Source organism: Paraburkholderia tropica, from assembly GCF_900109265.1.
Lineage (GTDB): Bacteria > Pseudomonadota > Gammaproteobacteria > Burkholderiales > Burkholderiaceae > Paraburkholderia > Paraburkholderia tropica.
Genome location: NZ_FNZM01000011.1, coordinates 1 through 23,077, shown reverse-complemented (window position 1 = coordinate 23,077; position 23,077 = coordinate 1). Strand labels below are relative to the sequence as shown.

General features: G+C 59.7%; 18 protein-coding genes. 13 read left to right on the top strand and 5 right to left on the bottom strand.

Features of this window, described 5'->3' with window-relative positions:
- Positions 1–2 precede the first annotated feature (2 nt).
- Positions 3–1,034 carry a UDP-glucose 4-epimerase GalE gene (gene galE / locus BMY06_RS19075; RefSeq protein ID WP_065057278.1) on the top strand — a complete coding sequence of 344 codons (1,032 nt, stop codon included), beginning with the start codon at positions 3–5 and terminating at the stop codon, positions 1,032–1,034.
- Between the two features lie 162 nt (positions 1,035–1,196).
- Positions 1,197–1,772 carry an adenylyl-sulfate kinase gene (gene cysC, locus BMY06_RS19070; RefSeq protein ID WP_234774825.1) on the top strand — a complete coding sequence of 192 codons (576 nt, stop codon included), beginning with the start codon at positions 1,197–1,199 and terminating at the stop codon, positions 1,770–1,772.
- A gap of 94 nt (positions 1,773–1,866) precedes the next feature.
- On the opposite strand, the gene BMY06_RS19065 is transcribed toward cysC, so the two are convergent.
- The 4 genes from BMY06_RS19065 to BMY06_RS19050 are packed head-to-tail and all read right to left on the bottom strand — an operon-like array spanning position 1,867 to position 6,605.
- The gene (locus tag BMY06_RS19065) at positions 1,867–3,750 is read right to left on the bottom strand and encodes a polysaccharide biosynthesis protein (RefSeq protein ID WP_074984621.1); all 1,884 of its coding nucleotides are present in this window, start codon (positions 3,748–3,750) and stop codon (positions 1,867–1,869) included.
- The gene (locus BMY06_RS19060; RefSeq protein ID WP_065057275.1) at positions 3,737–4,792 is read right to left on the bottom strand and encodes an MraY family glycosyltransferase; all 1,056 of its coding nucleotides are present in this window, start codon (positions 4,790–4,792) and stop codon (positions 3,737–3,739) included. Before BMY06_RS19060 ends, BMY06_RS19065 begins: the two co-directional genes overlap by 14 nt.
- Before the next feature lie 23 nt (positions 4,793–4,815).
- Positions 4,816–5,775, bottom strand: coding sequence for a UDP-glucose 4-epimerase family protein (locus BMY06_RS19055; protein WP_074984620.1), 960 nt, complete (start codon positions 5,773–5,775; stop codon positions 4,816–4,818).
- Positions 5,772–6,605, bottom strand: coding sequence for a glycosyltransferase family 2 protein (locus BMY06_RS19050; protein ID WP_074984619.1), 834 nt, complete (start codon positions 6,603–6,605; stop codon positions 5,772–5,774). The genes BMY06_RS19055 and BMY06_RS19050 overlap by 4 nt, the downstream gene beginning before the upstream one ends.
- Positions 6,606–7,315: 710 nt before the next feature.
- On the opposite strand from BMY06_RS19050, the gene BMY06_RS19045 reads away from it, so the two are divergent.
- The 6 genes from BMY06_RS19045 to BMY06_RS19020 all read left to right on the top strand — a co-directional run bounded on the left by BMY06_RS19045 (position 7,316) and on the right by BMY06_RS19020 (position 16,737).
- Positions 7,316–8,740 carry a UbiA family prenyltransferase gene (locus tag BMY06_RS19045; protein WP_074984618.1) on the top strand — a complete coding sequence of 475 codons (1,425 nt, stop codon included), beginning with the start codon at positions 7,316–7,318 and terminating at the stop codon, positions 8,738–8,740.
- A gap of 3 nt (positions 8,741–8,743) precedes the next feature.
- Positions 8,744–10,060 (top strand): FAD-binding oxidoreductase, encoded by a 1,317-nt coding sequence (locus tag BMY06_RS19040; protein WP_074984616.1) that lies wholly within the window; start codon positions 8,744–8,746, stop codon positions 10,058–10,060.
- Positions 10,057–10,797 (top strand): SDR family oxidoreductase, encoded by a 741-nt coding sequence (locus BMY06_RS19035; RefSeq protein WP_074984615.1) that lies wholly within the window; start codon positions 10,057–10,059, stop codon positions 10,795–10,797. Before BMY06_RS19040 ends, BMY06_RS19035 begins: the two co-directional genes overlap by 4 nt.
- Before the next feature lie 354 nt (positions 10,798–11,151).
- Positions 11,152–13,470 carry a hypothetical protein gene (locus BMY06_RS19030; RefSeq protein WP_124262394.1) on the top strand — a complete coding sequence of 773 codons (2,319 nt, stop codon included), beginning with the start codon at positions 11,152–11,154 and terminating at the stop codon, positions 13,468–13,470.
- Between the two features lie 147 nt (positions 13,471–13,617).
- Positions 13,618–15,603, top strand: coding sequence for a hypothetical protein (locus BMY06_RS19025; RefSeq protein WP_074984612.1), 1,986 nt, complete (start codon positions 13,618–13,620; stop codon positions 15,601–15,603).
- Between the two features lie 303 nt (positions 15,604–15,906).
- A complete protein-coding gene (locus BMY06_RS19020; RefSeq protein WP_074984610.1) occupies positions 15,907–16,737 on the top strand; it encodes a sulfotransferase family 2 domain-containing protein in 831 nt (276 codons plus the stop codon).
- 125 nt (positions 16,738–16,862) lie between these two features.
- On the opposite strand, the gene BMY06_RS19015 is transcribed toward BMY06_RS19020, so the two are convergent.
- Complete coding sequence (locus BMY06_RS19015; protein ID WP_237181332.1) at positions 16,863–17,420, bottom strand: GtrA family protein; 558 nt, start codon at positions 17,418–17,420, stop codon at positions 16,863–16,865.
- Between the two features lie 529 nt (positions 17,421–17,949).
- On the opposite strand from BMY06_RS19015, the gene BMY06_RS19010 reads away from it, so the two are divergent.
- The 5 genes from BMY06_RS19010 to BMY06_RS18990 form a co-directional block, all read left to right on the top strand.
- Positions 17,950–19,848 carry a glycosyltransferase family 2 protein gene (locus tag BMY06_RS19010; RefSeq protein ID WP_074984606.1) on the top strand — a complete coding sequence of 633 codons (1,899 nt, stop codon included), beginning with the start codon at positions 17,950–17,952 and terminating at the stop codon, positions 19,846–19,848.
- Positions 19,845–20,783, top strand: a complete 939-nt coding sequence (locus BMY06_RS19005) for an NAD-dependent epimerase/dehydratase family protein (protein ID WP_074984604.1) — start codon at positions 19,845–19,847, stop codon at positions 20,781–20,783. The genes BMY06_RS19010 and BMY06_RS19005 overlap by 4 nt, the downstream gene beginning before the upstream one ends.
- A gap of 85 nt (positions 20,784–20,868) precedes the next feature.
- Positions 20,869–21,792, top strand: coding sequence for a glycoside hydrolase family protein (locus tag BMY06_RS19000; protein WP_074984602.1), 924 nt, complete (start codon positions 20,869–20,871; stop codon positions 21,790–21,792).
- Between the two features lie 23 nt (positions 21,793–21,815).
- Positions 21,816–22,649: a phytanoyl-CoA dioxygenase family protein gene (locus tag BMY06_RS18995; RefSeq protein ID WP_074984600.1), complete on the top strand. Its 834-nt coding sequence runs from the start codon at positions 21,816–21,818 to the stop codon at positions 22,647–22,649.
- A gap of 149 nt (positions 22,650–22,798) precedes the next feature.
- A partial coding sequence (locus tag BMY06_RS18990; protein WP_143064428.1) for a transposase occupies positions 22,799–23,077 on the top strand: 279 nt, incomplete at its 3' end.

Here is a 23,077-nt window from a genome sequence, read left to right as displayed (position 1 = left end):
GCATGGCAGCGACGAACTCAAAAGGCACGATCCTCGTCACGGGCGGCGCGGGCTTTATCGGCTCGCACACTTGCGTCGAACTGCTCAACGGCGGCTACGACGTCGTCGCCGTCGACAATCTCGTCAACAGCCGTCAGGAATCGCTCAAGCGCGTCACGCAGATCACCGGCAAGCCGGTCGCCTTCTACGAGGCCGACGTGCGCGATGCGCAGGCGCTCGAGCGCATTTTCAAGGCGCATTCGATCACGGGCGTGATCCACTTCGCGGCGCTCAAGGCGGTCGGCGAATCGGTCGCGAAGCCGATCGAGTACTACCGCAACAACCTCGACGGCCTGCTCGTGGTGCTCGACGTGATGCGCCAGCACGGCGTGAAGGAGTTCGTGTTCAGCTCGTCGGCGACCGTCTACGGCGTGCCGGAGCGCTCGCCCATCGACGAAACGTTCCCGCTGTCGGCGACGAACCCGTACGGCCAGTCCAAGCTGATCGCCGAGCAGATTCTGCGCGACGTCGCGATCTCCGATCCGTCGTGGCGCATTGCCGTGCTGCGCTATTTCAACCCGGTGGGCGCGCACGAAAGCGGCCTGATCGGCGAAGATCCGGCCGGTATTCCGAACAATCTGATGCCGTATGTCGCGCAGGTGGCGGTGGGCAAGCTGGAGCGCCTGCGCGTGTTCGGCGGCGATTACCCGACGCCGGACGGCACGGGCGTGCGCGATTACATCCACGTGGTCGATCTGGCGCAGGGGCATCTGAAGGCGCTCGACGCGCTGGCCGCGCGCGGCGAAGGCTTTGTCGTGAATCTCGGGACCGGTCAGGGTTATAGCGTGCTGGACGTGGTGAAGGCGTTCGAAAAGGCGTCGGGCCGACCGGTGCCGTATGAGATCGTCGCGCGCCGGCCGGGCGACATCGCCGAGTGCTATGCGAACCCGGCCACGGCGGAAAAGCTGATTGGCTGGAAAGCGCAATTCGGCATCGAGCGCATGTGCGTGGACCACTGGCGCTGGCAGGAAAATAATCCGCACGGGTTTGAGTAAAGAAAAAATAAGGGGCGGCCTGCCAGGCCCCGCCGGAGCGCACTTAGGGTCGAAGTGACAAAAAATCCGCCCGCTGATTTTTTATTGCACTTTATTACGTCGACGTTACAGCGCCCGTAATGAAGTTAGAATATCCACTCAATTAAACCAATCTTTACTTGAGTGGGGCGCAAAGGGGTGGAAACAGCAACATCGACGGGTGCCGTCGTCTGGCTCACCGGCATGTCCGGGGCGGGCAAATCGACAATCGCGCGTGCGCTGGTCGAACGACTGAAAGCGCTCGGCATTCGCTCTACCGTGCTCGACGGCGACGTGTTGCGCACCGGCCTCAACTCCGATCTGGGCTTCAGCGAAGCCGACCGCACCGAAAACCTCCGCCGCGTGGCTCACGTGGCGGATTTGTTTTGTCGGGAAGGTTTTGTCGCCATCACCGCGACGATCTCGCCGGAACCGGAACACCGCGACAATGCGCGACGCATCGTGGGCGACGACCGATTCGTGGAAGTGTTCATCGACACGCCGTTCGAAATCTGCGAAGAACGCGACCCGAAGGGGCTGTACAAGCGCGCACGGCGCGGTGAGATTCCGCAGTTCACGGGCATCGGCTCGCCATATCATGCGCCGGCTCACCCCGACCTCACCTTGCGAACGCACAGCGCCTCGGTCGAACGTTGCGTCGACGACATCGTCGAGCATCTCGCGCGCAAGCATCACGTTGGCGCCGGCGTCATCGGCTAAAGGATCGCGCGGCACGGTTGCGTCCACGCTTCATGCGCTTGCTTCAGACGCCCAACAAAAAAGGCGAAACACACAGGTGTTTCGCCTTTTTCTTTTAGCTCGCCGCCCGCACAGAACTCGTGCCGACTGACTGAAGCTGAGGCGCGACCGCAGGCTGATACTCCGGCACCCATCGCCGCAAATCGCGCCGCACTTCGTCGTCGGAAGGCACGCGATGCTGCATGAGCCACGGCAGCAGTTCATCGAGCAGGTTGTTCGGCACCTCGCGCGCACGCGCGATACGCAGCTTCGGATGCGGCGTGCGCGTCGTGGCTTCGTCGTCGGCGAGCAGTTCTTCGTAGAGCTTCTCGCCGGGCCGCAGTCCCGTGAACACCACGCGAATCTGCTCCTCCGAGTAGCCATACAGACGAATCAGATCGCGCGCGAGATCGACGATCTTGACGGGCTTGCCCATGTCGAGAATGAAGATTTCGCCGCCGTGCCCCATGCTCGATGCCTGCAGCACGAGTTGCGACGCTTCCGGAATCGTCATGAAAAAGCGCGTGATCTCGGGGTGCGTAACCGTCACCGGGCCGCCCTTCGCGATCTGCTGCTGGAACTTGGGAATCACGCTGCCCGCGCTGCCGAGCACGTTGCCGAAACGCACGGTTTCGAACTGCGTGCGCTCGCTGATCTGCTGCAAGGCCTGACACGACATTTCCGCGAGCCGCTTGCTCGCACCCATCACGTTGGTGGGATTAACGGCCTTGTCGGTCGAAATGAGCACGAAGTGGCGGACCTGATGCTTGATCGCCGCACGCGCCACGCGATAGGTGCCGAGCACGTTATTGCGGATCGCCTGCCACGAGTTCAGTTCCTCCATCAGCGGCACGTGCTTGTACGCCGCCGCATGGAAGACGATGTGCGGCGTATAACGCGCCATCACCTGGTCGAGCAGCAAGGAATCCTTGGCATCGCCGACGATCGGCACCACAGAGAGCTCGGGGAAGCGTTCGCGGATCTCCTCGGTCAGCTTGTACATCGCGAATTCGGAGAGATCGAGCGCGACGAGTTGCGCCGGCGCGAAGCGCAAAATCTGGCGGCAGAGTTCGGAACCGATCGAGCCGCCCGCGCCCGTCACCATCACCACGCGGCCGCTCAGGAGCGCTTCCACGTGCGGCGTGTCGATCTTGACCGCGTCGCGCCCGAGCAGATCCTCGAGGTCGATGTTGCGGACCTGCGAGAGGAAGCCGCGCCCCGGCGTGAGTTCGGTCAGCGACGGCAGCATCAGCGCCTTCACGCCTGTGCGCACGCATTGCGTTGCCGCACGCCGCTGCACTTCCGCCGACGCCGAGGGAATCGCGATGATCGCGAACTCGCAGCGCAGTTCTTCGGCCCAGCGCGAGATGTCGCTGATCGGGCCGAGCACCTTGTAGCCGTAGATTTCGCGGCCCTGCTTGGCCGGATCGTCGTCGAGCAGACCGACGAGACGCCACTCCGCCGAACGCGACAGTTCGCGCGCGAGGCTCGCGCCCGCGCCGCCTGCGCCCACCACGATCACCGGCTTGCCCTGGGCGACGAGACCACCGTACAGGTAGAACTCCTTGGTTGCGCGATAGAGCGCGCGCGCGCCGCCCATCACGAAGAACAGGAGCAGCGGCGAGACGATCAGCACCGAGCGCGGGATGATCGGCATCGGCTGCAACAGGACCGAGACGATCATGACGATCAGCCCGGCCGAGATGATGGCCTTCGAGATGCGCAACAGGTCGGGCAGGCTCGCGAATACCCACATGCCGCGGTAGAGCCCGAAGATGCGGAACATGATCGCGTAGATCGGCAGCACCCAGACGAGGGTGTTCACCGCGCCGTGCCAGAACTCGGACGGCACGGACGCATTGAAGCGTAGAAGATAGGCCGTCAGCCAGGCGGCGGCCACGGCGCCGATATCGAACAGAAAGGCGCTGAACGAGAGCCAGGTGGCTTTATTGCGGAGCATCAGCGTCGACCTCAGATTGACTGGTTAGGGACTGGAAACTACGCCAGCGCACGTCGATTGCCGCACCCATCAGAACAAGAACGACAGCCCAGCCTGCAACGATCCCCCACTGCTGGGCCGGGGAGCGCCCCAAAGCCCATAAAGCAATTACTATGCCCACGCATATTACCAGATACCATGACAGCGCCGTGACAGCGTGGCCGGTACCGAGTCGAACCATCCGTTGATAATAGTGTTCGCGATGCGCCTGCCAAAATTTTTCGCCGCGCAGCAGGCGGCGAATCAGCGTGACCGACGCGTCGCCGATAAACGGCGCGAAAACCAGCGCCGGGAACCAGATCGGCCACGCGCCGCCACGCCATCCCCAGTAGCCTAGCGCACCGGCCAGAAAGCCGGTCGGAATCGAGCCGGCGTCGCCGAGAAAGATTTTGGCCGGGTGGAAGTTGAAGAGCAAAAAGCCCGCCGCCGCGCCCGCGACGGCCACGCACGCCCAGCTCAACGGGAGCATCGGCTGCGGTCCGGCGAACGCCGCCAGCGCGTAGCCGCCGAAACCGAACAGCGCCATGCCGCCGGCGAGGCCGTCCGCGCCGTCCATGAAATTGTAGAGATTGACCAGCCACAGCAGCAAAAACGCCAGTATGGCCGCGCACCACCAGGGAATCGGGGCCGGATAGCCGACGATCAGCGCCAGCACGGCGACGAAGTGCGCCGCAAAGCGCACGCGCGCGGGCAGGCCGCGCCGGTCGTCAATCTGCGAAACGGCGGCGAGGAACGCCGCGCCGAGCGCGATCAGCCAGAGCGACGGCGCAACCAGCAGGATCGCCACGACCGCGACCGGAATCACGCCCCAGCCGCCTACGCGCGGCGTCGGGCGCACGTGGAGCGAGCGCTCATTGGGGATGTCGGTCGCGAGCCGCCAGGCGAGGCCGGTCTTGAGCAGGAACGCGAGGACGGCGGCGCACGCGACGGCGCACACCAGCGCGATCGACACGAGCGTCAGGGTCGACGAAGAAAACAACAGCGAATTCGGTGCGTGCAGCATGTAGATATACGCTCTCCGCGTGATCAGTGCGTCGCACGAAACCAGCGTGCGGTGGCCTCGAGCCCGGCATCCAGGCTCACCGGCGGATACCAGCCGAGCTGCGCGCGGATGCGCGAGGCGTCGACCTGAAGGCTCGTCGTCAACCGCTCGATCTGGGCGGCACGGCCCGCGAGCGCACCGGCCGCGCGCAGCAGACGCGGCGGTACCGGCAGCAGGCGCGCGGGCTTGCCGAGGTGGCGGCCGAGCGTGCGCAGCAACTGCGCGACCGACGGATCGTCGCCATCGGTGACATGGAAGCAGGTGTTGGCGGCGCGCGGGTCGGTGGCGCAATGCATCAGCGCATCGGCCAGATTATCGGAGTAGACGAGACTGCGGCGCGCATCGACGAGTCCGAGCGGCAACGGAATGCCGCGCGACACCGCATTCATCATCTGCAAGAAATTGGCGCCGACGCCGGGACCATAGACGAGCGGCGGCCGCACCACCACGATCTCCATGCCCGTTTCTTCGCTCAAGCGCCACAGCGCCTCTTCCGCCGCGCGCTTCGAGCGTCCGTAAGGATCGAGCGGCTGAGGCGGCGTCGATTCGGCGAGGGGCACGCCGCCGTCGGTTTCCGCGATGGCCTTGATGCTGCTGACGTACACCATGCGCCGCGCGCCCTGCTCCCGCGCGGCACGCGCCACCCGCAGCGTGCCTTCGACATTAGTCGCCATGAACGCCGCGAGCGGGTCCGGCGCTTCGTCGTGCATGACGTGGACGCGCGCGGCCAGATGCACGACGCAATCGGGCGCATAGCCTTGCGGCCAGGCTTGCTCGAGTCCAGCGAAATCCGCCGTGGCGTGACGCCATTCGCGCACGCCATCGGCGCGATCGGTACCGCCTTGCCGCACCAGCGCGGTCACCTCGTGACCCGCGTGTGCGAGCGTGCGGCACAGCGCGCGCCCGACGAAACCGTTGGCTCCTGTCACCAGTACGCTGCTCAAAGCCACTTCCATCCGAACCGGTTGTAGAACTTGAACGCCGACGCCGCGAACATGCGGATGTGCGCCATGCCCTTGCGCGACGCGCCGCCGCCGTGATGCAGCACGCGCACGGCGGGCGCGTAGACCACGCGCGCGACCTCGTGCGTGCGCAGGCTCAGGTCGTAGTCCTCGAAATAGAGGAAGTAGCGCGCGTCGAAACCCGCGAGCTTTTTCAGCACGTCGGTGCGGAACAGCATGAAGCAGCCGCTGACGATGGGCGGATCCCAGAGCGTGTCGCGCTCGTTGATCTGCGCGCGCATTTCGTAGCGCGCGAGACGCGACTCGAACGGCCGGCGCGCCGCGCGCGGCAGGAAACCGCGCACGAACAGATCGATGAGCGTGGGGAACTGGCGGCAGAGGTATTGAAGCTGGCCCGAGTCGTCGACGATTGCGGGCGTCAGCAGGCCGGCGTCCGGATGGGCGTCCATGAACTCCAGCGCTTTCAGCAGCGCGCTGGGCTCGATGTCGACGTCGGGATTCAGGATCAGGTGGTAGCGGCTCGATGCCTGCGCGATCGCGAGATTGTGGCCGCGGCCGTAGCCGACGTTGCCGTGGCCGCGCAACACCGTATGGCTGATGCCCGCGCGCGACAGTTCGTCGACGCTGGCGCCGACATCGGGCAGCCCGTCGTTGTCGACAATAAGCAGGTGCACTTCCCTGCCCGAGAGCGTCTCAGAAGAAGCGGCTCGGGCAAGACTTGCCAATGTGCGAGCCAGCAATGCCGGATCAGGATGGTAGACCACGACTGACACCGACAAATGCGGATGCTTGTTACTTGATACCGGACTCATTCTCTCTTGACGACGGGACAACGCCACGCGCAAATGTGACTAAATAGGTGCCAGAAAAAACGTAGTGTCGCGAAAACTTCGACTTTCGGCAATTGCACTTTCGAAGTGTTACGGGGATTACGCTCCTCCGCGCCCGATATCTCCGGGGCGCGCGGTTGCCCCTGACGTGGGCGAATAGTACAGTAGCGGCGCCCGCGCACAGCCCACATACCCGGAATAGCCGTGTCAAAACCCAACACCTGACTGTTGCCCTGCCGCCGGCGTTATTACTTGCTGTTACTTCAAGGCACCATCTGGCGTCACCGCCAGGTTTCGCCGAGGCGAGGCGAGCTCGACCACTCCGAAACGCATCTGGCCGCCACTCAATCGCCCCCTATTTTCTTTGCAATCCGGCTTGACGGCGCTCCTGACCACGACGCCCGAGGCTCCCAGCAACACCGAACTTGTCCGCAGCGATGCGGCGATCGCAGCGCGCCGCGCAGCCTGCATCGCCGAATGAAGCGAGCATCGGCATGCCTGGCGGACGCCGGCTCCTACACCGCATACGGCTGCCTGGAGTGAGCCACCGTACGTGAATTGAACCGCAACAAATGTAACCGGTTGGCGATATCCGGTAAAATTTCGTGTTTGGCAACTTTCCCGGACTTCCCGGGCGAAGCGCCATTTCTACCTTCCACGCCCCATCAATAAGGTGCCCGCAGGCCTACCGTATGAACAGCAGACCACTCGTTGTTGACCTGGACGGCACGCTGATACGCTCCGATATCCTGATCGAATCGGGCTTCGCTTATTTGACGTCAGCGCCGCATCGCTTTTACAGGCCGTTGCTGTGGCTGACGCGTGGCGGCAAGCCCGCACTGAAGGCAGGACTCGCGGAAACGACGAACGTTGACGTTTCCGTGCTGCCGTATGATCCCGCCGTGCTCAGCTGGCTCGAAGAGGAGCGCAAGACTGGCCGAACCCTCGTGCTCGCAACGGCGAGTCACGAACGCTACGCACACGCGATCGCCAATCACCTCGGCCTGTTCGACCAGACCTTCGCAACGGACAGCAACACGAATCTCTCTGCCGAGCGCAAGCGCGACAAACTCGTGGCTGAATTCGGCGAGAAGAATTTCGACTATGCGGGCAACTCGCATGACGACGTGGCCGTCTGGCAATCCGCAGCGCGCGCGTACGTGGTCAACCCGTCGGCTGGCGTCGAACGCGCGGCGCGTAAAGTGGGTAACGTCGAGCGCGTGATCGAATCGCGGCCGCCCTCCCTGAAAACGTGGTCGAAATCGCTGCGTCTACATCAGTGGCTGAAGAACCTTCTGATCTTCGTGCCGCTGCTTGCCGCCCACGAACTCTCGAATACGGGACTCGTCCTTGCTTCGCTGCTCGCGTTTTTCGCCTTCGGACTGTGTGCATCGAGCGTCTATCTGCTGAACGACCTGCTCGACCTCGAAGACGACCGGCACCATCCGACCAAGCGAAAGCGCCCTCTCGCGTCCGGCGCGTTGCCGCTAACTTGGGGAATCGGACTCTTTCCAGTCTTGCTGGTGAGCGCCTTCGTACTCACTGTGCTGTTCCTGCCCTGGCGGTTCGCTGCGGTGCTCGTGGGATATTACGCGCTCACGCTCGCCTATTCGATGTACCTCAAGCGGCAGGTCATGGTCGATGTCGTCGTGCTGGCGATCCTCTACACCATTCGCATCATTGCCGGCACGGCAGCTATCGGCGCGCAGCCCACTTTCTGGCTGCTGGCGTTTTCGATGTTCATTTTCCTGAGCCTCGCGCTCGTCAAGCGATACGCGGAACTGCACTCGATGAAGGCGCGCGGTCTCGTGAAAACGCGCGGGCGCGGCTACGTGGCGAGCGACCTGTCGCTCATCTCTTCGCTCGGAACGGCATCGGGATATCTGTCCGTACTCGTGCTGGCGCTCTACATTCAGGACGCCAACACGGCCAAGCTGTACCGGAACGCCCAGTTCATCTGGTTGGCCTGCCCGCTGCTGCTCTACTGGATCAGCAGAACGTGGATCATCGCCCACCGCGGCCTGATGCACGACGATCCGATCGTGTTTGCCGCGCGTGATCGGGTCAGCCTTGCCGTCGTTGCGCTTTGCGGCATCGTGTTCTGGGCTGCGATCTGATCTATGAGCACGGTTCTGTCCTGGGGACGATATCCCGTCCACCCACAAGAGGCGCACCCGATTGCGTGGCGCGACAGCGCCATGACCGCCTGGCAGGCACTCGCGCAGGAGCACGGCAACGCACTCGTCTTCGGCAACGGTCGCAGCTACGGAGACAGTTGCCTCGCCGCATCGGACCACGTGCTGCAGACGCTGCCTCTCGATCGCGTAATCGCCGCAGACTGGACGACGGGCGTACTGCGCGCCGAGCCGGGCGTCACGCTCGAGCAGATTCTCGCCGTCGCCATCCCGCGTGGCTGGATGCTCCCGGTCACGCCCGGTACGAAGTACGCCACGCTCGGCGGCTCGATTGCGAACGACGTGCACGGCAAGAACCATCATGTGCGCGGGACGTTTGGCCGCCACGTGCGCCGCTTCGGCCTCGCGCGCAGCGACGGCAATGTGCTCGAGTGCTCAGCGGAGCTTCACGCGGACCTCTACGCCGCAACGATCGGGGGCCTCGGGCTCACCGGACTCATTCTGTGGGCGGAAATCCAACTGATGCCGATCCGCTCGAGTCTCATCGACGTCAGAAATATCCGCTTCGATAATCTCGACGAGTTTTTCGAGCTTTCCACCCGCCTCGATCCGCTACACGAATACAGCGTCGCATGGGTCGATTGCCAGAGCCGCGGACAGGCGCTGGGGCGCGGCATCTTCATGGTCGGCGATCATGCGCAGGACGGTCCGCTGGAAGTCGACTGCCGAAAAAAGCGGACCGTCCCGGTGACGTTGCCTATCCCGCTTTTCAATCCGCTCACCCTGCGGGCGTTCAACGGCCTCTACTATCACCGCCAACCCAGGGGCGAGACGCGCGCGAAGGTCAGTTACGACGCGTATTTTTATCCGCTCGACAGCCTGCTCGAATGGAACCGCATCTATGGGCGCAAAGGTTTTCAGCAGTACCAGTGCGTCATTCCTCCGGAGGCTGCACGCGATGCGACGCGTGCCATTCTCGATGCGATTGCAACCAGCGGCACCGGCTCCTTCCTCGCCGTGCTCAAGCGTTGCGGCGATATTCGCTCGCCGGGGCTGCTGTCGTTCCCACGCGAGGGTACTTCGCTCGCACTCGACTTTCCTCAGCGAGACGCGGCTAACGCGCAACTTTTCTCACGCCTCGATGCGATCGTCAGGGAAGCGAGCGGGCGCCTGTACCCCGCGAAGGACGCCCATATGTCGGGAGAGGACTTCCGGGCGGCTTATCCACAATGGGAACAACTGGAAACCTTGCGGGACCCCGCAATGCTTTCGCGATTCTGGGAACGAACTACTCGAACATGAAAAATATCCTCATCGTAGGCGCGACCTCGGCGATCGCTACGGCCTGTGCCCGTCGCTGGGCCACTGAAGGCGCAAACCTCTTTCTCGTTGCTCGCAACGGCGAACGCCTGCAACAAGTCGCGGACGACCTCGTTGCACGCGGCGCGAAGCGCGCGGCATGCTTTCAACTCGACATCAACGAGGTCGAGCGCCACGCCGCCATGCTGGAAAGTTGCCAGGCGGAACTGGGCAAGATCGATATCGTTCTCGTCGCACCGGGTACGCTGCCCGACCAGGCGCAGTGCCAGGACAGCGCCGAAGTGGCCATGCGCGAATTCAACACGAACGTCACGTCGATCATCGGCCTCCTCACGCCCATCGCGAACCTGATTGAAGCGCAGCGCAGCGGCACCATCGCGGTCATCTCCTCGGTGGCCGGCGATCGCGGTCGTCCGTCGAACTATCTCTACGGCAGCGCGAAGGCCGCCCTCTCGACCTTCTGCGAGGGCTTGAATGCGCGCCTCTTCAAGGCTGGCGCACACGTCGTGACCATCAAGCCGGGCTTCGTCGCCACGCCGATGACGCAGGGCCTGCCGCTCCCGGGTCCGCTCGTCGCCACGGCGGACAAGGTCGCGGGCGATATCACGCGTGCCATCGAAAAGAAGAAGGACGTGCTGTACACGCCGTGGTTCTGGTCGCTGATCATGTTGATCATCCGGAGCGTGCCCAAATTCCTGTTCAAACGCGCTTCGCTGTAACCGGCCACCGACGCCGAACAGGTGCGCGAGAACGTCAGCAACGCGGCACGTGATGTGCGATCCCGTCGACCATGACGTATCGACGCGACGAATGCGCAGCTTGCCCTTCCCCGATGGCCATTGCCGCAGTCACGACATCCGCGTGATGGCCATCGGCACGCGGCCTGGCGTGGAAGCCGGACATGGCAACCGGGTGTGGGTGCCTGTATCGGTACGTATTTCCCGAATTACCCGAGAAGGCCCGGCGTCGAGCGCCGCAGCCTGCGTTCGCTTCGCGGCAGGCCGCAGCAATGCACGCAGGGCCTGAAAACACGATCAGGACCGTCGAAGTCCGGTCAAAGAAGCACGAAAACGATGATTACCACTTCGAGCAAGCGCCTCCTGGCGACAGGCAACATAATTGGCATCGCCTCACTGGTGATCGCCGCGTTGCTCCTGATCCCATTCGCCCCCAGCATGCCGCTCGCAGGGCTCGACAATTCGTGGCGTTATGCGCTGAACGTCGCGGTCGAGCACAAGCTCGTATTTGGCCGCGATGTTATCTTCACGTTCGGCCCGCTTGCTTCGGTCTACTCGACGCTCTATAGCCCCGCAACCGACACGCTGATGATGGTCGGAAGCACCGTTTTCGCCTGCGGGTTCGGTCTGCTGATGGCGCTGGCGCTGTCGCCCGGCAGGCTCGCCTACGCCCTTCTCCTTCCCGCCATCGTCGCGATGGCGCTCGTGCGCGACAGCGTGTTCCTTGCCGCGCCGTTTCTCCTGCTGTACGTCATCGCGCGGACGCAACTCGTCGCCGAAGACCGCTTCTATCTGCGCCCGACGATACCCGTACAACTCGGGATCGGCTTCGCCACGATTGCCATCATCATCACGCCGATCGTCAAGGCCAGCTTCGCTGGCTCGGTCTGGGCGACCTGCGCGCTCGCCTTCGTCATGCTGGCCCGCCAGAATCGCGCGAAAGCCGCGATGTTCTTTCTACTCTGCGTCGCCGGTCTGATCGTGGCGTGGACGAGCACGGGCCAACCGCTCGAGGCACTGCCTGGCTACTTTATTGCGCAAGCACCGATCATCTCCGGCTACACGAATGCGATGTCGTTTCCGGGCCGCCTCTGGATTCCCGCCCTCGTCGCCGGGGTCTCGCTCATCATCGCGATCTACTTCCATGTAACGTTCGGGCGCGGACGAGGTCTGGTCGGCTGGTGCGCCACGCTCGGACTCGTCATGGTCTTGTTCGTGGGCTTCAAGGCGGGGATGGTGCGACAAGACGGGCACGTGTTCATCACGACCGGCTTCCTGCTCTTCATCGCCTTTGCTGCCGCCGCTCGAAGCGCACCGCTGCCGGCCTGCATGTTGTGGATCGTCGTCGTCGCGACGTGGAAGATCGTCGGGCACGCCGTATTCCCGATGGGATTCGGCTACGCCGGCGAACTTTTGAACGGCGCATGGACGCGCACAATCGCGGGCATCGAAACGCGCATCGAGTCGCCGTCCAGCCTGCCGGCCCAGTTCGCGAACGCAAACGAAGCCATTCGCACCCAGGAGCGCCTGCCCGCCGTAAGCGGTACCGTCGACCTCTATCCGACGGAGCTTTCTTCGGTCTTCGCAAACGGCCTCCACTGGAAGCCCCGGCCGATTTTTCAGAGCTATTCGGTCTACGATCCGCGCCTCGACGCCGCCAATGCCGAGCATCTCGAGCGCTCGGGCGCCCACACCGTCTTTTTCACCTTCGCGCCAATCGACAACCGCATGCCCACGCTTGACGATGCGTCCAGCGTAGTCGGCCTGCTGGCCCGATATTCGCCGGTCGCGTACGATGGGCAGTACGTGCGCTTCGAACGACACGCCGGGCCGCCTGCCGCAGCGATCGAGCCGACGCCGCTCATGACCCGCCATGCCCGTCTTGGCGAACGCGTTGAACTCAGCGCAAGCCAGCCGCTATGGGCCACGCTCGATATCAAACCGACGCTTGCCGGCAAGCTGTTGAGCGCGGCCTGGAGGCTCCCGGAACTCTCACTGGAGTTGACGCTCGACGACGGCAGCGTCGTGCGCCGGCGCTTCATCGCCGCAGTCGGCAGCGGCGGTTTTATTCTGTCGCCCTTCCTGAACCGCCCCGAGGATCTCATCGCGCTGGCGAGTGGCGTCCAGTCCGCGCGCAAGGTCGTGGCATTCAAGGTTGAAGCGTCACACCGGCATTTGTGGAGCGACAACTACAGCGTCCAGCTTCGTCGTATCGAAATTACTCCGCAACCCTCCGCGAGCAAGCTGATCCTGTCGTCACCGACGGACGCGCCGCCTGACACGGCACAGACCAGTTCGCCACCGCGCTGCACGTTCGACCTCGTCAACAACACGCCATACGTCGCGCAAACGCATGTCGCGACTCCGGGCAACGTCTTGTCGCTGCAAGGCTGGTCGGCGCCGGCTTCGGCAGCAGACGCGAAATCGATCCGTTCGTACTTCATCGTGCGTGATGCCAACGGCCCCCATTACTTCACGGCCGAGCCGAGAAATCGCCCCGACGTCGCACTCGCGCTTCACCGCCCGGAACTCGCCACATCGGGATTCAGTGTCATGCTCGATCTGAGCACGCTCGATCATCCGCGAACCGTCGAATGGATGGTGCAGGCCGATGGCAAAGCTTCACGCTGCCCTATCGAACTGAAACTGGATTAATGAGCAAGCATCAGCGCGTTGAATGCATTGCCAGATCGACGCGCCGGGCGCTGCCACAAGCTGTCGTATCGTGCAAAACCGCGAGGTATTCACGATCCTTTACAGCCCCGGAATCGCAGTAAGGAAGTACTGTTAAACTCGCATGCCATGTCTGATACGAAGATACATAATCAAGTGATCATGAAACGGAAGGCTCTAGTCGGTTTGGTGAGCGTGCTCACAATCTTCTGTGTCGCCATGTTTTTACGAAATGCCCCACATATCTGGGACATTCAGATGTGGGACGAAACGTTCTACATGGCAAGCGGGATATTCAACTGGAACCACGGATTCCTCAATTACGAGGGATCTCCGCTTTACTCATACATTTACCGGATCGCGTCGGCGATTGACCCCGATCCGATGACCCTGCACATCTGGATGGGCGTCGCGGTCGTTGCTGCTGGGATCATCGCTACCTCACTGGCGGTTTTCGTCATCAGCCGGAATGTCGCACTGTCGGCAATCACCACCGCGATTCTGATCTCTTCGGGCTACTCACAAGCGCTCCCGAAACTCGTCTACGCGGCCATCGCGCTCATGAGCATCGGTTTTGCAATTTCCACGCGCCTGCCCCGCTTTCATTCGAAAATGGCCTGCGTTGCGTTGACGGCTTTTATCGTCACCTTCATCCGGCCTGAATTCGTGATTGCCTTTTACGCCGCGACCGCCATCGCCATCGTGGCCCTGGCGTTCAGCTACCGGCAGTTCGTTACAGCGCGGCCGTGGCCCTGGGTTACCGTCGGGATCCTGGTGATCGTCGCTGTGTTGGTCAAGCTCTGGACGTTCCCTGTCCTGCGTGGCGGCGCGCGCGCGCTTCAGGCGTTTGGCCAGCATTTCAGCCTCTATCTTCGGGACACGGGCAAGATCAATATCGACCCGTTCTTCAACTACGAGAAGCTTCTGGCCCAGTATCTTCCGGGTGCCACGTCGGAGATGAATGCGCTCCGACTCTACCCCGCCCGCGTGCTGGGGTATTTCGTTTACAACATCGAGAGCGGCGTGAAAGCCGGGTTGGGCGCACTGGCAGGCATAGCCACCAACCACCCCGTCATTGCAATCGCGGTCGTCGCGTTGGCTGCATGGTGCCTCACGAAGCGGACCCGACGTCCTCTCGATCTCGCCAGCGTGGTCGCCTGGATCGTCATCGCGGTGCCCACTGCGATGTCGATTGTCCTCATCTTTGCTCGCGACCACTATCTCGTCGTGGCCGCCACGCTGATGATGCTCCTGATCGCGCTGGTGTTTCGCTGGCTTGGTGCTCGCGATACGGCAATCGGTGCGGCGATTCTGCTGGTGCTGACAGCGGCAGTCGTCAAGCCGCTTCCAGCCGGCGAACAACCTCACCTCGACACCGCCACGGCGCTCCGAATGCAAAAACCATTCGGGGCATTGCTTGAGATGGACGGCGGCTGGTGCTATTACGCGGCGAAGAACTGCCACTCGCTCTACGCGCTGGATGCCCAGGCACAGAACATGATCCAATATCTCGATCAGGCGCACATCAATGGCGTCATGGTCAGCGCCCCGCTACTCGAATGGTCCAAGGAAACCGGGCACACGGAATTCACTGAATTTCTGCAGAATGGCGCGCCTGGCTGGACAAAGATCCCCCTCTCGCGCTATTACACCCTGCTTCGCCGCACGTCGCTCGACATGACCGATTGGGGCAATGTTCAGACCAGCAGCATCATGAACTATGTCCACGTCGATCACCTCGGGCGTCAGACCGGTACTGTTTCGAAAATGACCGACGAAGTCCTTTTCGTCCATCCGGGCGTCGGCGATCCGACCGCCCTTTCGATCGATCTCGGGCGCCTGGCCGACGATGCCACCTGCTCTGGCGTCAACGTAGTCGCCACCCTCGACAAGGGCGTCTTGCCAGATGCAATTCAACGCGGAGGTGGCGTGATCGGTATTACCACGATCAATAGCCAGGGCCAGACGCAAAAGGGTGTCGTGAGCCGAGGACACGATGTGGACTTTTCGGTTGCTGTCGGATCCCCGCCCGTGAAGGTGCTCGTCGACGACCACGGAAACCCCGATAGCGACTGGCTCAACCTCAACATTGAGCCGACCGGCTGCGGCAAGTAAGCCGCGCACTAACCGCCCTGCGGCGAGTCTCAGCGTCGATTAAATCGATGCTACGAGCGACGCAGGGCGCACGCTTCTTGCACAACTAATTTTTTATTGGCAACAATCAGAACTATCGTGATAGCGCCGCTGTAGATGCAATCGCCTCGAGGCGGGTTAGCTAACCTGGACGTCAGCCTTCACTTCTCGCCTGAAAACCTGAGCGGGTAATTCACCCATCCAGGCTATCGCGAGACCAAGGACTTACGCCTTTTGCGGAAGCGACGTCGTGAACACATCAGTTCAGATAAAAGGAATAGCAAAATGATTGGCAGTTTATTCGAACTCGGAACCAAAGCTTTTCTTGAGCAATGCCTTGGCGACGAGCACGCGCAAAGAAAACCCCTTGTTTTCCTGCACGTTGCGAAAACCGCCGGCTCATCGTTTCGCGAAGAACTTGCCGATCGATTTCAGCCATCCGAGAACGTATTCGTCGATTTTTCAAAAATCGAACTGCCTGTGAGCGCCGAAAAGTACACGGCGGTCATGGAGAGCAATCTGGCGGATCTCGATAGCCATCGCATAGCGAAATGCAGAATGGTGTCGGGACACTTCTCTTATAACCAGCTCGCGCGGACAAAAAATATTGCGGATGGCCGACTCGTAACCTTCATCCGGAATCCGATCTCCCGCCTTACGTCTTTCTACGAGTATCACTCCTCGAGCGCGCATCCCGATAACGCCGCCTTCAAGCAGCAATATCCCAATTTCCGCCATTTTATCCAATGCCCGGAGAATATCAACGGAATTTCCCGGCAACTGACTCCTGGAATCCACGATAACGGGGAGGAAGCGGCCGAATGGATCAAGAAAAATTACTACTGGATTGGCTTCCAGGAGAATTACGTAGCGTCTGTAAAATTGCTGTTTGCGATGAGCGGCATGCGATTTTCACCCCAACACACAATTCGCGTTTCAGAAGCCGGCTATAATAATTTTGATGCCGACGATATTCATCTCGCGACTGAGCTGAATAAAACTGATCTTCAGATATTCAACAAACTCAATCAGGATTTCTCCCCGATTTGGGGTGAAATCTACCATTTTACGGATTTCGATCGTATTTTCCGATCGTTCCTCGGTCACGAAATCTGACCAGTTATCCCTATCGCCTTTGTTCAGCCGGGGAACTCTATCGAGTCCCCGCGCTCGCGACCTCAATGTTGTGACACAAGACAACTAGCGAAATCGGCTAAACCTGACAGCACACAGAATATCGATCACTCTGCTTCGGCAGAGACGAACACAAACTTCCTGTCGAGCATATATTTCGAAATATAGCCAATCGCCAATCCTATGACCGCACCGGTAAATCTCGCTTCTTTGGTGTGAAACATCTGATTGAAGCCGAATTCGAATGACCAGAAGATAGCCGTTGTGACGAGACCCATTGCGGCATAAGCAACAAAAGTTCGCACATCGTGAGCTGCATCTTTGGCTTTAAACGAAAAAATATACTTTTTATCGAGTATATATTTCGCGATCAGACCAACGATAGTTCCGACTGCTACCGACACTGCGATTGAAAATTGGCCAGAATAGATTCGAAGCGAAACATCCTGCGCGCCAATATTAATTGCGGTGGCAATGGCCGCCAGAATCGCGTAGGTTATTGCGAGTTTCGACACTCCGCTTTTTTTTCGATATTTTTGCTGCGATGATGTTGGCATCAGACGGGCTTCCGTACATTTAATCAGGTGCTCATATTGCAGATCGAAAAGTTCCGGAGACAGGTCGCCGGACTGACAAAAAACAACGTGCTCACCGCTGGTACGCAAAATTGACGTGCCGCTATATTAGCCGATCCTCGCCACCGCTTGTGTCTTCGTGAGACTAATGCTTACATTTGATCTTTTTGATCGATCGCATCGTACCTTTGCGCCCGGAATTGCCTGCAGCGGCGCCGCAGCGCCCCGTAGCACCCCGTAGCACCCGATCCATCCAGAGAGTCAAGGCAGGACGCTACGCACCCCAAACACTTTGTCGCCTCCAATCTGATCATGTACCATACTCGGCACGAGCTGCGGTGCAGAGCAGGTGCATAGTGTTCTGCACGCAAAGCCAGGCATCTCCATCTCACGGACGACCAGCTCCGTCCCTTTTACTCTGTCGATAGCACGACATATCGATTGCCCGAGACGGCAGCCGGTACAATAGCTCCATCGGCAAATTAATCGCAAAAAAACATTAAAAAATGGGTGCTATTTGCTAGACCTTAACTGGCCACGTGGATGAAAAGCGTTTCCCATTGGGCTGGCGGCGACATAGCAGGCCATTTTGATCACTCAGGAATATAGATCTGTCTCTATGAAGAAATACACCTCAATTGTCAGAAGACTTGCGAGTCTTATCAGACGCGACGGCGTATATCCCCTCCTGAGGAAAGCAACGAACGTCATCCAGCGAGAGGGGCTTGACGGACTGAAGCGACGCGCCATCAGCCGCCCCGCGCCCAACCACGACTATGCCGAATGGATCAAGCGCTACGACAGCCTCGATCACGACGCTATCGAACTCATCAAATCCGATATTGCGAGCATGCCCACGCCGCCGCGGATTTCCGTGGTCATGCCGACCTACAATGCCGAACTCAGCTGGCTGATCGAGGCGATCGATTCCGTTCGCAATCAGCTTTATCCGCACTGGGAACTGTGCATCGCGGATGATGCTTCGACGAGCCCGGAAGTCCGCCCTTTGCTTGAGCAATATGCTCGCGAGGATTCGCGCATCCGCGTGACCTACCGGAAAGAAAATGGCCACATTTCGGCGGCGTCGAACAGCGCACTGGAATTGGTGACATCCGAATGGGTGGCGTTGCTGGATCAGGACGATCTGTTCGCACAACACGCGCTTTACTGCGTCGCCAAGGAAATCATTCGGCAACCGCAGGCACGCGTATTCTATTCGGACGAAGACAAAATCGATGTACAGGGCAAGCGCCACGACCCGTACTTCAAATGCGAAATGAACATTGATTTGTTTTATTCGCAAAATATCATTTGTCACCTCGGCGTTTATCAGAAGCAGCTCCTTGACGAGATCGGCGGCTTTCGTATCGGCTTCGAGGGTGCTCAGGACTACGATCTGGCGCTTCGCTGCCTCGAGCGCGCCGGCGTCTCCGCATTCGTCCACATTCCACGCGTGCTCTACCATTGGCGAGTCCATTCGAGCAGCACTGCGGCAACGGTAGATGCAAAGCCCTACGCAATGCTCGCGGGCGAGCGCGCGCTGAATGAACATTTCGCGCGGCAGAATATCGACGGCAGCGTCACGGGCACGCCGTACTGCTATCGCGCAACGTACCGCCTGCCCGAGCAACGCCCCCTCGTCAGCCTGATCATTCCCACCCGGAACGGCCTCGAACTTCTGAAACAATGCATCGACAGCATTGTCGAAAAGACGACTTACGCTCCCTATGAAATCATCATCGTCGACAACGGCTCGGACGAGCAAGCGACGCTGGACTATCTGGAACAGATTCAGGCAGCAGAAAACATTCGTGTGATTCGCGATGATCGGCCATTCAACTACTCCGCGCTCAACAACATGGCGTGCGCGCATGCGAATGGCGAGATCGTCGGCCTCCTCAATAACGATATCGAAGTCATTTCAGAAACATGGCTTGAGGAAATGGTGTCGCTTGCCATTCAGCCCGGTGTCGGCGCAGTCGGCGCAAGACTGCTGTATCCCGATGGAAGAATCCAGCACGCAGGCGTTACCATCGGCGTGGGCGGTGTCGCTGGCCATGCGCATAAGCTCTTCCCGCGAGACAGTCTTGGCTATTTCTCGCGCGCTGTCGCTATCAGTTCCTTTTCCGCGGTTACGGCTGCATGCCTCGTCATGCGCAAAGCGATCTATGAAGAGGTCGGCGGCCTCAACGAAGTCGATCTGGCGGTCGCGTTCAACGATGTCGACTTCTGCCTGCGCATCCTCGAAGCGGGGTACCGGAATGTCTGGACACCCTACGCCGAACTGTTTCATCATGAATCGGCAACGCGTGGCCTGGAAGACAACCCAAAGAAAGTGGCTCGCTTCAATCGGGAGGTTGAATACATGCTTAAGCGCTGGGGCGATGCACTGACTCAGGATCGCGCTTACAGTCCGAATCTTTCGCTCGATCTCGAGGATTTTTCCCTGGCATGGCCACCTCGCGTCGCCCCTCTTTCTCTTGAAATCTCGCAGCAGGAAAAGAAGGTAACAGCATGAAAATTACTGTCTTCGGCGGTGGTGGTTTTATTGGCTCAACTATCGTAGATCGCCTGCTGCGAGACGGCCACGAAATTTGCGTCTTCGAACGGCCGCGCGTTCCCGCTTATCGTGAGTTTGAGCAGAACGAGAGCGTCCGCTGGCTAACCGGCGACCTCAACAGTCTGGCCGACGTGACGGAAGCGGTTGAAGGTGCCGACGCGGTCATTCATCTCGTGTCGACGACGTTGCCGAAGAATTCGAATGACGATCCGATTTACGACGTGCAAAGCAACGTTGTGGCAACGCTGCAATTGCTGAACGTCATGGTTGCGAAAGGCGTGAAGAAAATCGTCTTCAGTTCATCGGGTGGCACTGTGTATGGCGACCCGGTTTACCTGCCTATCGACGAAAAGCACCCGACGAATCCACGCGTATCGTATGGCATTTCGAAGCTTGCCATCGAGAAGTATCTACTGCTTTACCAGCAACAGTATGGGATCAGGGCAAGTATCCTCCGTGTGGCAAACCCCTACGGAGAGCGGCAACGGGTGCAGACAGCTCAAGGCGCGATTACAGTATTTCTCGATAAGGCACTTCGGTCCGAAGCTATCGAAATTTGGGGCGATGGTTCAGTCACGCGTGACTACATCTACATCTCGGATGTTGCGGAGGCATTTGCACGTGCCATTCAGTATGAAGGCACAGAATCGGTGTTCAATATCAGTTCCGGCTATGGTACGAGCCTGAACGAGATCATTGAGAAGATCGAGGGCTACGTTGGACATCCCGTGCTGCGGACTTACCAACCGGGCCGGATTTTTGATGTGCCCGCTAGTGTATTGAACAATAATGCGGCTCAAACGCATCTGGGCTGGACGCCGAAGGTGTCGTTGGATGTCGGGATTGGACTGACTGCCGATTGGCTTCGCAAGCATACTCAAGAGCGCGAGTAGCTCTATTGCTGGTGTCCCCAAGGTTCCGCTGGAGCACGACCGGGTAGCTATAATTCAGACTCTTATTTTCAGCATCGAATCAAACATGCAATGGCTCAAACGTGGACTTGTCTTCCACACCTCAAGGCATGCGCCGGCTGGAACTACACGTGCCATGGTTCCAACTCCCCTGTTAATCGACGACAAGACGATTCGCGTATTCCTGACGATCTGCGATGCAGACAACGTCGGTCGCCCCTATTTCGTCGACGTTGATGCCTCGGATCCAACGAAGATCATTGGAACTTCGCCAGGGCCGTTGATGGATGTTGGCAATCAAGGCACCTTCGACGAGCGAGGCATCGTTTGCGCCCAGGTTCTCAGTGATACCGACGGTACTCTGCTGATGTACTACTCAGGTTTCGCGCGGTCTCAAACTGTTCGATATCAGATCTTCATGGGCCTGGCCCGGAGCTTCGATAACGGGAAGACGTTCGAGCGCGTACAGGAGAAGCCTATTCTCGGCGCAACAGATGCTGAGACCATGTTTCGCTGCGCGCCGTTTGTCATCGCAGAAGATGACAAATTCAGGATGTGGTACACCGCAGGGTCGACTTGGGACATCGTAAATGGCAAAGAGGTTCCTCGATACTCGCTGAAGTATCTCGAATCAACCGATGGAATCAACTGGGGCGACGAAGGGATTTCGTGCATGAGCTTTAACGAGGATGAACACGGAATCGGACGGCCGTGGATCGTCAAGACGACAGAGGGGAAATATCAGCTTTACTACTCCATTCGCCGCATTTCGGTCGCGGCGTACCGCCTGGGATATGCAGAGTCTTGCGATGGACGCCAGTGGGCACGAATGGACCAGCAAGTTGGCTTGGACGTTTCGCCAGCATCATTCGACTCGGATAGCATCTCCTATACTGCGTTGATTAGCGTAAGAGACAAAACTTATTGTTTTTATAACGGCAACGCATTTGGCCGCGAAGGTTTCGCAGTTGCAGAACTCATCGCCCCTTAGCTTCTCTATATAAGGTTGCAGATATGATGGATTCCAATACGCCAGTATCGACTCACGGAGTAGCGCGGCGGCTGGCAGGTGAAGATGTCGTTGATGAAGCCGCAGCAGAAATGCGCGTTAACGGCTACACGGTGATCGACAGTGGACTTTCCGCAGAATTCATTGAGCGCCTGAAAACCGGGATTGACCGGATCTATAGTACGCAAGTCAGCGAACTCGGCGGCGAGCAGGCACTCGAAAGTATTAGCGACACCGACATTGCGCGTTGTGCGATGGCCTATGACACGGATTTTCTGACCGTAGCCACCACTCCGAATCTGCTGAAACTGGCGACGAAGTTGCTAGGCCCGGAATTCGTATTGATGCAACAGAATGGGATTATCAACCGTCCCGATCGACAGAACTATCAAATAAAATGGCATCGCGACCTTAGCTATCAGCACTGGACGAGTTCTAAAATAATCGCATTCAATGCGCTTCTGTGCATTGATGAATTCACGCACGAGAACGGCGCGTCATTCGTCTTGCCAGCGACGCATCATATTGAAGAGTTTCCGACCGATCAATTCGTGCGGAAGCATGAGAAGCAAATTGCTGCGCCCGCCGGATCATTCATCGTTCTGGATGCCATGCTTTATCACCGAGGCGGCCTGAATGTATCGAACAATATCCGTCGCGCTGTCAACCACGTCATCGGACTTCCGTTTCTGGCGCAGCAGGTGAGTTTTGAGACCGCATTTGAGAGCACGGGTATTGCCCCACCAACAGATCCAAGCGTACGAAAGTATTTAGGCTTCCGCTGGTCCCCGGCGACCGATGCAAAGAATTGGCGCGAGCGGCGCCTACCGCGGAGCTAGCGTCTAACAGTGGCCCGCTGGGCCACTGCCATAGCATGCGGTCGAACGCATCTTCGACTGCAGATTCGATCGATTGCGGGCAATTCGCTCAAGACAATCTGAACCGAGCCGGGTTTGGTGGAGGCTCCAACTCTTGAGAGAATGGAGCCATGAACAAGAAGGCAACCAAGTTTTCCCCGGAAGTCCGCGAGCGCGCAGTGCGTCTGGTGCGCGAGCAACGTAGGGAACATCCGTCGATGTGGGCGGCGGTCGAATCGATTGCACCGATGATCGGCTGTACGCCGCAGACGCTGCACGAATGGGTCAAGCGTGACCAGGTTGACCAGGGTGAGCGTGATGGCGTGAGCACCGACGAACGCGAACGGCTGAAGGCCCTGGAGCGCGAGGTCAAGGAATTGCGTCGTGCCAACGAGATTCTCAAGGTCGCG